At 62.3% G+C, this 13,598-nt stretch carries 11 protein-coding genes; 7 read left to right on the plus strand and 4 right to left on the minus strand.

Annotated elements, in window-relative coordinates; genetic code table 11:
* Positions 1-194: 194 nt before the first annotated feature.
* The 4 genes from pyk to FREUN1FDRAFT_RS22620 all read right to left on the minus strand — a co-directional run bounded on the left by pyk (position 195) and on the right by FREUN1FDRAFT_RS22620 (position 4,739).
* The gene (pyk, locus tag FREUN1FDRAFT_RS22605; protein ID WP_006542533.1) at positions 195-1,610 is read right to left on the minus strand and encodes a pyruvate kinase; all 1,416 of its coding nucleotides are present in this window, start codon (positions 1,608-1,610) and stop codon (positions 195-197) included.
* Positions 1,611-1,874: 264 nt separating this feature from the next.
* Positions 1,875-2,081, minus strand: a complete 207-nt coding sequence (locus FREUN1FDRAFT_RS22610; RefSeq protein WP_006542534.1) for a hypothetical protein — start codon at positions 2,079-2,081, stop codon at positions 1,875-1,877.
* A gap of 70 nt (positions 2,082-2,151) precedes the next feature.
* Positions 2,152-3,396, minus strand: coding sequence for an ABC transporter substrate-binding protein (locus FREUN1FDRAFT_RS22615; protein WP_232295348.1), 1,245 nt, complete (start codon positions 3,394-3,396; stop codon positions 2,152-2,154).
* A gap of 281 nt (positions 3,397-3,677) precedes the next feature.
* Complete coding sequence (locus FREUN1FDRAFT_RS22620; RefSeq protein ID WP_006542536.1) at positions 3,678-4,739, minus strand: LacI family DNA-binding transcriptional regulator; 1,062 nt, start codon at positions 4,737-4,739, stop codon at positions 3,678-3,680.
* Positions 4,740-4,881: 142 nt separating this feature from the next.
* On the opposite strand from FREUN1FDRAFT_RS22620, the gene FREUN1FDRAFT_RS22625 reads away from it, so the two are divergent.
* The 7 genes from FREUN1FDRAFT_RS22625 (at position 4,882) to eda (ending at position 13,547) form a co-directional block, all read left to right on the plus strand.
* The gene (locus FREUN1FDRAFT_RS22625; RefSeq protein WP_006542537.1) at positions 4,882-6,036 is read left to right on the plus strand and encodes a sugar ABC transporter substrate-binding protein; all 1,155 of its coding nucleotides are present in this window, start codon (positions 4,882-4,884) and stop codon (positions 6,034-6,036) included.
* Between the two features lie 176 nt (positions 6,037-6,212).
* Positions 6,213-7,220 (plus strand): ABC transporter permease, encoded by a 1,008-nt coding sequence (locus tag FREUN1FDRAFT_RS22630; RefSeq protein ID WP_006542538.1) that lies wholly within the window; start codon positions 6,213-6,215, stop codon positions 7,218-7,220.
* Positions 7,217-8,068, plus strand: a complete 852-nt coding sequence (locus FREUN1FDRAFT_RS22635; RefSeq protein WP_006542539.1) for an ATP-binding cassette domain-containing protein — start codon at positions 7,217-7,219, stop codon at positions 8,066-8,068. The genes FREUN1FDRAFT_RS22630 and FREUN1FDRAFT_RS22635 overlap by 4 nt, the downstream gene beginning before the upstream one ends.
* A gap of 104 nt (positions 8,069-8,172) precedes the next feature.
* Positions 8,173-9,132: a carbohydrate kinase gene (locus tag FREUN1FDRAFT_RS41805; RefSeq protein WP_006542540.1), complete on the plus strand. Its 960-nt coding sequence runs from the start codon at positions 8,173-8,175 to the stop codon at positions 9,130-9,132.
* Between the two features lie 454 nt (positions 9,133-9,586).
* Positions 9,587-11,065 carry a glucose-6-phosphate dehydrogenase gene (gene zwf / locus FREUN1FDRAFT_RS41810; protein WP_006542541.1) on the plus strand — a complete coding sequence of 493 codons (1,479 nt, stop codon included), beginning with the start codon at positions 9,587-9,589 and terminating at the stop codon, positions 11,063-11,065.
* Positions 11,062-12,894: a phosphogluconate dehydratase gene (gene edd / locus FREUN1FDRAFT_RS22645; RefSeq protein ID WP_006542542.1), complete on the plus strand. Its 1,833-nt coding sequence runs from the start codon at positions 11,062-11,064 to the stop codon at positions 12,892-12,894. Before zwf ends, edd begins: the two co-directional genes overlap by 4 nt.
* Positions 12,891-13,547, plus strand: coding sequence for a bifunctional 4-hydroxy-2-oxoglutarate aldolase/2-dehydro-3-deoxy-phosphogluconate aldolase (gene eda / locus FREUN1FDRAFT_RS22650; RefSeq protein WP_006542543.1), 657 nt, complete (start codon positions 12,891-12,893; stop codon positions 13,545-13,547). Before edd ends, eda begins: the two co-directional genes overlap by 4 nt.
* Positions 13,548-13,598: the final 51 nt, after the last annotated feature.

Below are 13,598 nucleotides of genomic sequence, written 5' to 3' on the forward strand. Positions count from 1 at the left end.
GTGCTCTCCCGGTCAAGAGCACATGTAGCCGACAGGGGTACATGTTTCCGATCGCTTCCCGGGGGTGAAGGCCTATCGATCATTGGGTGATACAGAAGTCCTGGCCCGGTCCTATGGACACCGATTTCGGGCACCTACATCCCACAGGCACCACGATGCGCTGTGGGAGCCAGGGCACCGATCAGGATCTTCGATCAGATTGCCTCGCCGATGCGGTGCACCCGCATCGTGTTCGTCGTGCCCGCGACGCCGGGCGGCGTGCCCGCAACGACCACGACGAGCTCGCCGGGTCGGCAGCGCTCGATCTGCTGCAGGGCGGTGTCGACCTGGCGGAGCATCTCGTCCGTGCTCTCCGCGAACGGGACGAGGATCGTCTCGACCCCCCAGAGCAACGCCATCTGGTTGCGCACGCCGAGGATGGGGGTGAAGGCGAGCACCGGGACGGAGCTGCGGTAACGGATCAGCCGGCGGGCCGTGTCGCCGCTGACGGTGTGGGCGACCAGGTACCGGGCCTCGACGGCCTCGCCAACACTCACCGCCGCCTGGGCGATGGCGCCGCCGAGGGTGCGGGGCGCCGTTTGCAGCGGGGGAATTCGCCCGAGGTCGGCCTCGGCGGTCTTGATGATCCGCGACATCGTCGAGACGGCCTCGATCGGATAGGTTCCGACGCTCGTCTCGGCGGAGAGCATGATCGCGTCGGCGCCGTCGAGGACGGCGTTGGCGCAGTCGCTCGCCTCGGCCCGGGTAGGTCGCGGCGCGCTCACCATCGACTCGAGGACCTGGGTGGCGACGATGACGGGCTTCGCCCGCTCACGGGCCTGGCTCACGGCCCGCTTCTGGACGAGGGGGACGTCCTCGAGCGGCAGCTCGACACCGAGGTCGCCGCGGGCGATCATGAGGCCGTCGAACGCCTCGATGATCCCATCGATCTCGTCCACGGCCTGCGGCTTCTCGATCTTCGCGAGGACCGGGACACGGATCCCGGCCTCGTCCATGATCGCACGGACCGCGGCCGCGTCCTCGGCTGAGCGGACGAAGGACAGCGCGATCATGTCGACGCCGAGCTCGAGCGCGAAGCGCAGGTCGGCGGCGTCCTTCTCGGACAGCGCCGGCACGGTCAGGGCCGCGCTCGGGATGTTCATGCCCTTGTTGTCGATGACCTTGCCGCCGATCACGACGGTGGTGCGCACGTCAGTGTCCTCGACGCCGTCAACGCGCAGGTTCAGCCGACCGTCGTCGATGAGGATGGTCTCTCCGACGGAGACGTCTCGGGGCAGCCCGGCGTAGGTGGTGCCGACCTGCTCTTGATCACCCAAGATGTCACGGACGGTGACCGTAAAGTGTTGTCCAGGCAGCAGAGTCACGCCGCCGTGGGCGAATCTACCGAGCCGGATCTTGGGACCCTGCAGGTCGGCGAGGATTCCGACGCTGCGGCCGGAGGCCTCGGCGGCCCCCCGCACAAGCGCGTAGGCCGCCGCATGCTGTTCGTGGGATCCATGCGAAAAGTTGAGCCGGGCGATGTCCATTCCGGCGTCGACGAGGGCGCGGACCATCTCGGGCGAGTTGGTGGCCGGGCCGAGGGTGCAAACTATCTTGGCTTTTCGTGGCACGGTCAAATCCTAAGGTTATTCCGTAACCCGGGTACCGGGACCCTGGGTTGCTGGTAGTTCGTTTTAGGCGTGCGGGCCATTTTCCATTGCAGACCCTGTAGGTGTCCGAAATTGGTGCGTAGGACCGGGCCAGGACTTCTGTATCACCGATGATCGATAGGGGTTCCCCCCCGGAAGTGATCGGAAACATGTACCCCTGTCGGCTACATGTGTTTTTGACCGGGACAGCACGACGGGGATGAATCCGGGCCATGGCGGTTCAGCTCATCTGCCTCGTCGTCTGTCGACTGGACGGCTGGCTCCAGCTGGGGTGGCCCGCAGCTTGGTGGCGAAGACGCCGAGATCCTCGTGGTCCGCCGCGGCCTCGCCGTGCTGCGCCGTCAAGTCGCCCGGCACGACCACCTCCTCATCCTCAGCGGACGACACCTGATCACCCTCCTCACCGTCTATATCGATCACTACAATCACCATCGGCCCCACCAGTCACTCCATGGTGGACATCAAGTCCTACTAGTGCTGATCGCTCGCACGGCAGACTCTCTCAGTCGTCCGTCGCCAGCCGCCTGCCGCACAACGGCGTCGGGGTTACCTGCGTGAAATGGGTCCCATCAGGCGCGACCTGCACGAAGTGCAGGCACGGGATGATCTCGCCAACGCTCGTGCTGATGTTCAACGACGTGGGCAGCAGCCCCTCAGCGTCGTAGGCTTGAACGGACCGCAGGCCGCTGATGAACCCTGCGCGGGTCGGGCAGGTCCCCGCAATGGCCAGGCCGCGCAGGTACATATCGGCGGCGATCCAGCCCTCCACCGCGTAGGCTTGATTCGGTGGCTTCAACTGAGGTGCGTAGGAGGCCATGGCGTTGAAGAATCCGCGGTAGACGGGGGCGCTCACCTCAAATGGTGTGATCGGAACATAAGAAAATGTGCCAGAGATGGCGCTTCCCCAATCGTGGAGTGCTCGGGGGTCATAGCCATCCGGTGGCACCAGAGCGACCCTGATTTCCGCACCGGCTAATCGGGCCGCTGCCACGATTCGATAAGCGCTCTCGGTGTCCATGGCAAATATTATAGTGTCGGCTTTGATAGCTTTGATCTCCTCGCCGAGAACGGCGGGAACAAGCATCAGAGGACTGATCTCGCTATTTCCGACAACACCTACTCCAGCAGCCTGCAGACTAGAGGCAAATTTCGTTGCGAGAATATTTGAGGCCGCAGATGCTGTGCGCTTTAATATCAATGCGCGACGGCCGCCCTGGGTTGCGACAAAATCGCCCCAGACGCTTACGGTAGAATTCTTTGCCATAATGTTGGTAAAGCTAAACATATTGTCGTTGGAGGCCCAGGTGGGATCCATTGCTATACCCACGACCGGGATCCCAGAGTCGTGTAGAAATGCTGACGAACCAGACGCCTCCGCGCTCGCCTCGATCATTCCAAATACTTGGTCCGTGGTGAGGAGCTCTCGGGCCGAAGTAAAATTGACCGCCGATGCCGACTGGTCGTCTCGCGCCGCGTAGGTAACCTTGCGTCCGTGAACCCCTCCGGCCGCGTTCGCCACGCCCAGGCGGGCGTCGACGCCCGCCCGGAACGGCGGGGCCATCGATTCTCCCGCACCACTATCGGACATCAAGAGCCCTAGGTGGACCTCGTCAGCGGTGATTCCGGGGGTATTGCACGTCGAGCTGGTCGTTGACTTGCTGAATGGACTACAAGCAGCGAGCACTAGCGCACCGCCGAGTAGGGTAGCGACCACAAAAAATTGACGTCTTCTTTTGGTGATCTTCACGGTACCTCGTTGCAGCAAATATCGCATGGCTGGGTGAACCGCGACTCATCCCTGCAGTACCCGTTCCATAGCGCTGAACAGTGTTGGGTCCGGCGCCTGGAAAAGTACATCGAGTGGGCCAGAATCGGCGGGAGCTCAAAAATCTAAATCGGTGCGACGCGTATAACCCGGAGGTTCCCTCCGGCCGATTTGGCGGCGCCGGAAATCAGCGCACTCGAGCCACGCTCATCCAGAGGACAATAAGGGACGGGTCAACGGTATATCACGTGCATCTGCCTGGGTCATACTGGCGGGCTGGAAGGGTTGCTGACCTCCTTGTCCTGGCCCGTCGCCATTCGTTGTTCGAGTGTGCAGCCGCAGGAGTCGCGATGCATGAACTGGGGGGTGAGTCGGACCGTACGCGGAGGTATTTTAGGGTCGGCGAGGCGTCGCATCAGCAACTCCACCGCAACGTTGCCCAATTCAACGCGTGGCTGGGCCATGGTGGTCAGTCGGGGTGAGAAGAAGTCTGCCCATTCGAAGTCGTCGAAGCAGGTAAGCGCGATGTCGTCGGGCACCCGCCGGCCTGTCTCCCGCAGTGCCTTCATGGTGCCGATCGTCATGAGGTTGTTGGCGACGACCAGCGCGGTCGGTGGATTCGGCAGTGCCAGCAGGGTGTGGGCGGCTGCCCTGGCACCCTCGATCTGGGAGCCGCCGCCGGCGACGAGCATCTCGTCATAGAGCAGTCCATGCCGGGCTAGTCCCCGCCGGTAACCGGCCAGTCGCTCGCGGGTGGTGGTGAGACCACTCAGGCCGGCGATCATGCCGATCCGGTCGTGTCCCAGGTCGGCGAGGTGCTCTACGAGCTGCGCGCTCGGCTCCTCGTTGTCTGGTCCGACCTGATCGAAGTCGGCTGACGCCAGCCGGTCGATGAGCACCGTCGGCACGGAGCTTGCGGCGAGGTGCTCCAACGCCAGCTGATTATCGCCGGCGGCCGGAACGATGATCAACCCGTCGATCCGACGTTGCAGGAGCGCCCGGAGGGCCCGGAGCTCATGCTCGGGATCCTCGCGTGAATCGGTGAGGATCAGGGTGTAACCGGTCGCAGACACGTTCGTCTCGATCGCGTGGATCACGTCGGTGAAGTAGGGGTTAGTGATCACCGGGATGGAAAGGCCGATCAGGCCGCTACTGGCTGTGACGAGCGCACGCGCGATCGTGTTCTGTGTGTAACCGGTCTGTTCGATAGCTGCGAGCACGGCCGCGCGGGTCTCGGCCCGCACCGCGCGTGTGTCGTTGAGCACATGCGAGACCGTGGACACGGAGACTCCGGCGATCTTCGCCACGTCCGCCATCTTGACCATGCGATCTCCCTACCGGACGTCGCGCCTGGAAGTTTGGAAAGCGTTCGCGCAAGCGCTTGCGCTCCTACTGTGGCCCGGGCTACATTCCAGCACAACCCCGGAGCAATGAAGGTGATGGGGGCAGGTCGCAGGGAGGTACCACGTGTCCGACAAGATAGCAATGCCGGGATCGGTAGGGCCAGATGGGGATCGGAGCACGGTGCCGTTAGGCGCTGCAACGGCCGTCATCGAGGTGGCCCGACGGCCCCGCCGTCGCCCGGTGCGTGGTTGGTGGCGGCGCAGCGCAGCCCTCTTGGTGCTGCCCACTGCAGCAGCACTCGTGCTGTCGGCCTGTGGCAGTTCATCGGACGGCAGCGCGAGCGGCGGGACGGACCAGGCGGTCGTGGGTCTGATCACCAAGACCGACACCAACCCGTTCTTCGTCAAGATGAAGGAAGGCGCGGAGAAGGCGGCTACGGCCAAGGGGGTCAAGCTGCTCACCGCGGCTGGCAAGTTCGACGGCGACAACGCCGGCCAGGTGACCGCGATCGAGAACATGGTTGCCTCGGGGGCTCGGGGCATCCTGATCACACCTAGCGACACTAAGGCGATCATCCCGGCGATCGCGAAGGCGCGGGCGAAGGGTGTCCTTGTCATCGCGCTCGACAGCCCGACGGATCCGCAGAGCGCGGTGGATGCGCTGTTCGCGACGGACAACTTCCAGGCCGGGGTCTTGATCGGCGAATACGCCAAGGGCCTCACCGGTGGGAAGTCGGTGAAGATCGCGATGCTTGACCTCGCGCCCGGCATCGCGGTTGGCACGTTGCGGCACAACGGCTTCCTGTCTGGTTTTGGTGCGGCAGAGGTGTCTGGCACCGCGAGCGAGCCGGCAAGCGCGGCGAGCGTGGTGTGTAGCCAGGATACCCAGGGTGACCAGGCCAAGGGTCAGGCGGCAATGGAGACCTGCCTGCAGAAGGACCCGGGCATCAACCTCGTCTACACGATCAACGAACCAGCTGCGCTCGGCGCCTACACTGCGATAGCCGCCGCTGGCAAGGAGAACGACGTCACAATCGTCTCCGTTGATGGGGGATGCACAGGCGTTGAGGCAGTGAAGGATGGCAAGATTGCCGCGACGTCGCAGCAGTACCCGCTGAAGATGGCCCAGCGGGGCGTGGACGCAGTCCTTTCCTACGCTACCGACGGCACCAAGCCGTCCGGGTACGTGGACACCGGCGTCACCTTGATCACCGACAAGCCGGTGGCCGGCATTGACTCGGAGAACGTCGAATTCGGTCTCGATAACTGCTGGGGATGATAGTTCCTAACGCCTCGGCATAGCGCACGGAGGCTGCCTACAGACAGCCTCATCTGCGTGCCCGGCGCAAGTTGGCCGCGCTAACTGGACGGTTCGGCCCGGGCGGTGGGAGGTCTTACCCGCCGTCCGGCCGGACTCAGAGTGCCTGTAGCCCCGTCTTGAAAACAAGGATCCGTATGGCATCAACGAAGGCTGCCGGGGCTGAGATAAAGCTCCGCAACAGCGTCGGCTCATTCGCCAAAAATGCACCGGACCTGGCGACCCTCGGCCCGGTGATCGCCCTGGTGCTGGCCGGATTGTTCTTCAGTATCAAGTCCGACCGGTTCCTGACGGGCGGAAACTTTTCCCTCATTCTCCAGCAGGTCATGGTGGTCGGCACCCTCGCGATCGGCCAAACCCTGATCATCCTGACCGCCGGCATCGACCTGTCCAACGGCGCGATCATGGCTCTGGGTAACATCTTGATAACGAAGCTCGCGGTCGATGCTGGGCTCAACCCATTCCTGGCGATCGGTCTCGGTCTACTGGCCTGTACCGCCTTTGGGCTTCTCAACGGTGGTTTGGTGACCACGATTCGGCTGCCGCCTTTTATCGTCACACTCGGAACGTTGAATATCGCCTTCGCGTTGACTCATATCTACTCCAATGAGGAGACTATTTCCGACCTGCCCGCAGCGCTCACCTATCTTGGTAAGACGTTCAACGTCGGCCAGACGGAAATCACTTATGGTTCCCTGCTGATGATCGCCTTGTTCGGAATCGCTTGGTGCATTCTGACCCAGACCTCCGCCGGCCGGCATATCTATGCCGTCGGCGACAACCCGGAGGGTGCCCGCCTAACGGGCATCCGTACCCGGCGGGTCGTGCTCACGGTCTACGCTGTCGCCGGCTTTATCTACGGCATCGCATCCCTGCTGCTCGTGTCCCGTACCGGTGTCGGCGACCCCAACGCAGGGCAAACCGACAACCTGGACAGCATCACGGCTGTCGTACTCGGCGGAACCAGCCTTTTTGGCGGCCGCGGCAGCGTGGCCGGCACGCTCCTGGGCGCGCTCATCGTCGGCGTTATCCGCAACGGCCTGCAGCTCATCGGCACCAAATCCATCTATCAGGTGCTTATCACTGGCATTCTGGTCATCCTCGCCGTGGCCATTGACCAACTCGCTCGCAGGAGAAAAGCATGAGAGGAACCATGGATTACCGTGCGCCGCAAACCATCGATAGCGGTGCGCCTCAAACCGCCGATAGCGGGCGGAAAGACATCGTACTCGAAGCCCGTGGCCTGGTGAAGCGATACGGACAGGTCACGTGCCTGGACGGCTGCGACTTCGATCTTCGCGTCGGCGAGGTACTTGCGGTCATTGGCGACAACGGGGCTGGCAAGTCCAGTCTGATCAAGGCGCTCTCCGGCGCTCTCATCCCAGACGAGGGACAGATCCTGGTCGACGGTGAGCCGGTCCGCTTTCATAACCCCACCGACGCCCGCCGGTATGGCATTGAGACCGTCTATCAGGACCTCGCGGTCGCGCCCGCATTAGACATCGCGACCAACATGTTTCTGGGCCGCGAACTCCGACGCAAAGGACCACTGGGCCGCTACCTGCGGATCCTAGACAAGCCGGCGATGAAGCACCAGGCCGAGCAGGAAATGAGTAAACTGAAAATCGGCCTCCGATCGATGACGAGCCCGGTCGAGAACCTTTCCGGCGGTCAACGCCAAGGGGTCGCCGTCGCCCGGGCAGCGGCCTTCGCCCAGCGACTGGTCATTATGGACGAGCCCACAGCCGCCTTGGGGGTCCGGGAAACCGGACAAGTCCTCGACCTCATCCGGCGCATCCGGGACCGCGGCCTGCCGGTCATCCTCATCAGCCACAATATGCCAAATGTCTTCGAAGTCGCGGACCGCATCCACATCCAGCGGCTGGGGCGGCGGGCTGCGGTCGTACTACCGACGGAGTGCACCATGCCCGAGGTGGTAGCCATCATGACCGGCGCAACATCCACAGGGGGACCCGCGCCTGCAGGAGCGTAGCCACGAGCCCGTAGGAACAGGCCGTACACCAGCCGCGGCTAGTCTGTCAGGACCGGCCGTCGCCCATGGCCGCATATCCGAGCCATCCGAAGGAAGACAAGCCAGTGACCGGTTACGTCGCCGTGGTCGGAGAGAACGTCGCCGACGCCATTGTCCAACCATCGGAAACACCGAGCGGTCCGATGCAGTGGCAGATCTTCCCTGGGGGCAGCCCCGCAAACACAGCAGTTGCCCTCGGTCGGCTCGGCACACCGACCAGATTCCTTAGCAGGCTGCCCTGCGGTATTCTTGGTGGGCTGTTTGCGCGACGCCTCAATGACTCCTCGGTCGATCTATCTTTGAGTACATGGTCGGATGAACCCGCGACACTTGCGATCACGTCGGTGGAGAACTCGGTAGCGCACTATGAGTTCTACGCGAATGGGACCGTCGACTGGCAGTGGCGCCCGGGTGAACTGCACCCAGCGCGGCTACAGGGAGCATCGTGTATCCACGCCGGCTCACTCGGACTGATCATGGAGCCTGGGGGTCGTATCGTCGAAGAGCTCTTGGAGTCCATCCGGGAGCACGCTACAGTTTCCATCGATCCAAACGTGCGCACCACGCTGGTGAGTTCAGAACATTACCGGTCAAGATTGAAGGAATGGTACCGACTCGCAGATATCTTCCGGATCAGTGAAGATGACCTCACCCACCTAGCTCCGGGATCCACTCCCGAACGGATTATCGGCGAACTCATCGAAACCGGAATCCAACTCGTCATCGTTACTCGAGGCGAAGCAGGTGTACTCGCATCCTTCCGGGGCGCATTGATCGACGTGCCGGCAGTACGCACCGAGGTCGTCGACACCATCGGTGCAGGCGATGCCTTCTCTGCTGGCCTCCTGCACTGGCTCCATCAGAACGGCCATCTCGGCGGTCGCCTCGAATGCCTAGACCAGCAAGGAGCCCGCAGTGCCCTCGTGTTCGCCTCCCACGTTGCTGCGCTGACCTGCGCGGCCCCTGGCGCCGACCCGCCTTGGAACCGACATCTGACACCGGCCGTCAGAAATCTCCTGCGATGACCGTCGGATAACCGGCAGACTTAGCAGTCGCCTGCGCAATCGACTTACTACTCAAAGCGGTCTGATGGCCTGAATGAAATTCCTGGTAAGCGCCAGTTTTTCGGCGCTCAACTATCTTGGTCGTCTTGTTAGTCGGATAGGCCTGGCAATCGGATAGCTGAGGGTAAGTTCGTCTGTCGTCATTAGAATTCATATCGGGAATCTTGCAGTTATCAGGCTTAGCCCCGTTAGGGCTACAGTTGGAGTGAAGTCGGATCGCGCTCGACATCTTCCTGGTGCGACTAGCGCAGTTTCCGGTGCCCCTGGCGCAGAAACGGCCGCTGCCACATCGGTGCCTCACAGTTCCCATCCGAATAGCTTCTCGGCCGGCGACAAACGAGATACTGACATGCAGAACCTCGCTCACGCGCAGTGCGGCAACCCGTGCGGCAGGTTCATTTCGATAGGAGAACCCATGCCGCAGCTTACATCGGTTTCCCCCTGCGAGATAGTAGTCTTCGGCGGCACAGGGGATCTGGCGATGCGAAAACTGATGCCAGCGCTGTACCACCGCGACCGGGACGGGCAACTCACCCGTGATTCGCGGGTCATCGCAGTGTCCCGCGCCGGGCTCGATGATGCCGGATACCGCGACAAGGTTGATTCTGAACTGCGTCGGTTCGTCCCGGAGATAATACACGAGCCGGATGTCCTGACTCGCTTCCTCCAACGCCTGCACCACATCACGGTCGACGTGGCAGAACACAGCACCTGGGATGAACTGCGGACGCTTCTGGCGGACGGAGAAGACCGTGCACGCGTTTTCTACCTTGCCTGCGCCCCACAACTGTTCGGGCCAACCTGCGCAGGCTTGCAAACCAACGGATTAGTGACCGACAACTCCAGGGTGGTCCTCGAGAAGCCGCTTGGACATGATCTGATCTCCGCGCGCCGGATTAACGATGAAGTCGGTGCGGTCTTTGCTGAGGATCAGATATTTCGCATTGATCACTATCTTGGTAAAGAAACCGTTCAGAACCTCCTTGTGTTGAGGTTCGCCAACTCCCTTCTCGAGCCGCTGTGGAATTCTGGCGCGATCGACCACGTGCAGATTACGGTCGCAGAAACAATCGGTATCGGAGGGCGCGGCGACTATTACGATGGTTCGGGTGCCATACGTGATATGGTGCAGAATCACCTCTTGCAGCTGCTCTGTCTGGTGGCGATGGAACCACCCAGCCGACTTGACCGCGAGGCGGTCCGCGACGAGAAGCTAAAGGTTCTTCAGGCCCTATTGCCACTGACACCCGGTGACGTGGAACGGTGCGTCGTCCGAGGCCGATACACGGCTGGAATCGTAGAAGGAGTTCCAGTTCCTTCTTACCAGGACGAAGTTGATGGGAGCACGAGTACCACCGAGACGTTTGTGGCGCTGAAGGTCGAGGTCCAGAACTGGCGCTGGTCCGGGGTACCCTTCTACCTGCGCACCGGCAAGAGGCTAGATCGTCATGCATCAGAGATCGTGGTTCAGTTCCGACCGGTTCCACATTCAATCTTCCCAGGTATCAAGGATACGATCTCTCCCAACGCTCTTGTGCTGCGGCTGCAACCTGACGAGGGCGTGCGCCTCCACTTGATGGCTAAAGAACCGGGTCCGGGCGGCGTGCGATTGCGTCCGGTCCACCTCAACCTCAGCTTCGCCGAGACTTTCAAGTCACGCCTGCCCGATGCCTACGAACGGCTACTCATGGACGTCGTTCGTGGCAACCCGACGTTGTTCATGCGACGCGACGAGGTCGAGGCCGCATGGGCGTGGGTGGAGCCCATCCTGGCCACTCTGGCGGCGTCAAATGAATCGCCGAGGCGCTACGTAGCTGGAACTGGTGGACCTGCTGCAGCGATCGCGTTGATCGAACGTGACGGCCGCACGTGGCATGAGGAGATATCGGAATGAGTGTGAACACGGTCCTGCACCCGATTGTCGCTGAGGTGACTGAACGGATCGCGGCTCGCAGTGCGGAAACTCGCGAAGCTTATCTATCCCGCATCCAGGCAGCAGCCCAGGCGGGCCCGACACGGAGCAGTCTAGGGTGCGCTAATCTTGCGCACGGCTTCGCTGCGTGCGCTCCGGCAGAGAAGATTGAACTCCGCGGAGCGGCCAAGCCCGACATTGCAATCGTTTCAGCATACAACGATATGCTCTCGGCCCATCAGCCGTTTGAGACCTATCCCGCGGTTCTCAAGCGCGCGGTGAGTGAGGCTGGTGGTGTCGCGCAGTTCGCCGGCGGTGTGCCCGCAATGTGTGATGGCATTACCCAGGGCCGTGCGGGTATGGAACTGTCCTTGTTCAGTCGTGATGTGATTGCGATGGCAACGGCGGTGGCGCTGGCACACGACATGTTCGACGGCGTGCTGCTACTCGGCGTGTGCGACAAGATTGTCCCCGGGCTTGTTATCGGTGCGCTGTCCTTCGGTCACCTACCGGCCATTCTTGTCCCTGCCGGGCCGATGACCTCCGGGTTGCCCAACGCGACCAAGAGCCTCACCCGCCAGTTGTACGCCGAAGGCAAGGCCAGTCGACAGCAGCTCCTCGACGCGGAGGCAGCCGCCTATCACAGCGCGGGAACGTGTACGTTCTACGGCACGGCCAATACCAATCAGCTCCTCATGGAGATCATGGGCCTGCACCTTCCAGGTGCCAGCTTCGTCAACCCGGATACTGATCTGCGCAACGCCCTCACCGCCGCTGCCGGGCATCGGATCACCCAGCTGACCACTCTCGGCGAGTTCCACACACCAATCGGCGAGATTATTGATGAGCGCGCGATCGTGAACGGCGTTGTCGGCTTGCTCGCCAGTGGCGGCTCGACAAACCACACCATGCATCTCGTCGCAATTGCCGCTGCCGCAGGAATACGGTTGACCTGGGACGATTTCGATGCCCTCTCGGCCGCGGTGCCATTGCTTGCACGAATCTACCCCAATGGCCCTGCCGACGTGAACCATTTCCATGCAGCCGGAGGAACAGCGTTCCTCATCAGCGAACTGCTGGACGCAGGTATGCTGCACGGTGACGTCCGCACCGTCGCGGGCGTCGGGCTTCATCACTACCGGCAGGAACCGGTCCTGGTAGGTGACGAGCTCCTCTGGAGAAGCGGGGCGACAAAGAGCCTCGATGGGGACGTGCTGCGGCAGGTGTCCCACCCCTTCGCGCCCGATGGGGGTTTGCGTATGCTCAGCGGCGGCCTCGGTCGGGCGGTGGTGAAGACGTCTGCGGTACGAGCCGAACATCTGCTTACTGAGGCACCAGCGAGGGTTTTCGACGACCAGGCGGAATTTCTTGCCGCATTCGAGGCGGGCGAGTTTAGCGGTGATTTCGTGGCAGTCATCCGCTACCAGGGCCCACGCGCCAACGGCATGCCTGAGCTTCACAAACTCATCCCGGCCCTCGGGGTGCTACAGGACCGCGGCCACAGGGTTGCTCTCGTGACAGACGGAAGGATGTCCGGCGCTTCGGGAAAAATTCCTGCCGCGATCCATGTCACTCCGGAGGCTGCTGCGGGCGGGCTTATCGCCCGTGTACGAGACGGCGACGTCATCCGGCTGGACGCTACGACTGGTTCGCTTGAGGTGATCGGCACTGATCTCAGCGGTCGTGAGTCGACAGAGAAGTCACTGGACTCGGACGCGGGGACAGGGACCGGACGCGAGCTCTTCGCCGCGTTCCGGCGCGTTGTCGGTCCAGCCGACTCCGGCGCCAGCGTGCTGACGGTAGCGGTATGACCTCGATCTCACGCCCTTCGTCTCTGCTCAACATCGCGCCAGTGATACCGGTCGTTGTCGTGCATGACATCCGAACAGCGGTGCCGCTCGCCCGTGCTCTCGTCGCTGGAGGTTTGAACATCCTGGAGGTTACACTGCGCACCGACGCGGCCTTTCAGGCGATCAAACTGGTCACGACGGAAGTGCCGGACATTCTCGTTGGCGCTGGGACGATCACCTCGAGCGATCAGGCAAGGAAGTCCGTGGACGTCGGCGCACACTTCCTGGTCAGTCCCGGATGCACCGATCAGCTGCTAGACGCGATGGAGGACAGCGGACTGCCATATCTACCGGGTGTTGCTACCATTTCGGAGATGCTTAAGGTTCTCGACCGCAAGAAGGCTGAGATGAAGTTTTTCCCCGCTGAGGCCGCGGGAGGTATTCCGTACCTCCGAGCGGTGGCGGGACCGCTACCGAAGATCCAGTTCTGTCCGACCGGCGGCATCACCGCCGCTACGGTGGAGGCGTATCTGGGCGAGCCGAATGTCGGATGCGTCGGCGGATCTTGGGTGACACCATCCGATGCTATCCGGGATGGTGATTGGACCCGGATCACGCAGCTTGCCCGCGGTGTCGCGTCATGGCCGAAGAGGAATGGTATGGGTCATCGGTGAACCGCGGCCTCCTCCTAGCCGGGGGGTATTGATATCGGTGATTCGCCCCCG

Source organism: Parafrankia sp. EUN1f, from assembly GCF_000177675.1.
Lineage (GTDB): Bacteria > Actinomycetota > Actinomycetes > Frankiales > Frankiaceae > Parafrankia.

Bases quoted from the DNA above. Each gene is read 5' to 3' on its own strand.
- FREUN1FDRAFT_RS22635 (WP_006542539.1), top strand. From the start codon at position 7,217: ATGAGAGGAACCATGGATTACCGTGCGCCGCAAACCATCGATAGCGGT.
- zwf (WP_006542541.1), top strand. From the start codon at position 9,587: ATGCCGCAGCTTACATCGGTTTCCCCCTGCGAGATAGTAGTCTTCGGC.
- edd (WP_006542542.1), top strand. From the start codon at position 11,062: ATGAGTGTGAACACGGTCCTGCACCCGATTGTCGCTGAGGTGACTGAA.
- FREUN1FDRAFT_RS22630 (WP_006542538.1), top strand. From the start codon at position 6,213: ATGGCATCAACGAAGGCTGCCGGGGCTGAGATAAAGCTCCGCAACAGC.
- FREUN1FDRAFT_RS22620 (WP_006542536.1), bottom strand. From the start codon at position 4,739: ATGGTCAAGATGGCGGACGTGGCGAAGATCGCCGGAGTCTCCGTGTCC.
- FREUN1FDRAFT_RS22610 (WP_006542534.1), bottom strand. From the start codon at position 2,081: ATGGTGATTGTAGTGATCGATATAGACGGTGAGGAGGGTGATCAGGTG.
- eda (WP_006542543.1), top strand. From the start codon at position 12,891: ATGACCTCGATCTCACGCCCTTCGTCTCTGCTCAACATCGCGCCAGTG.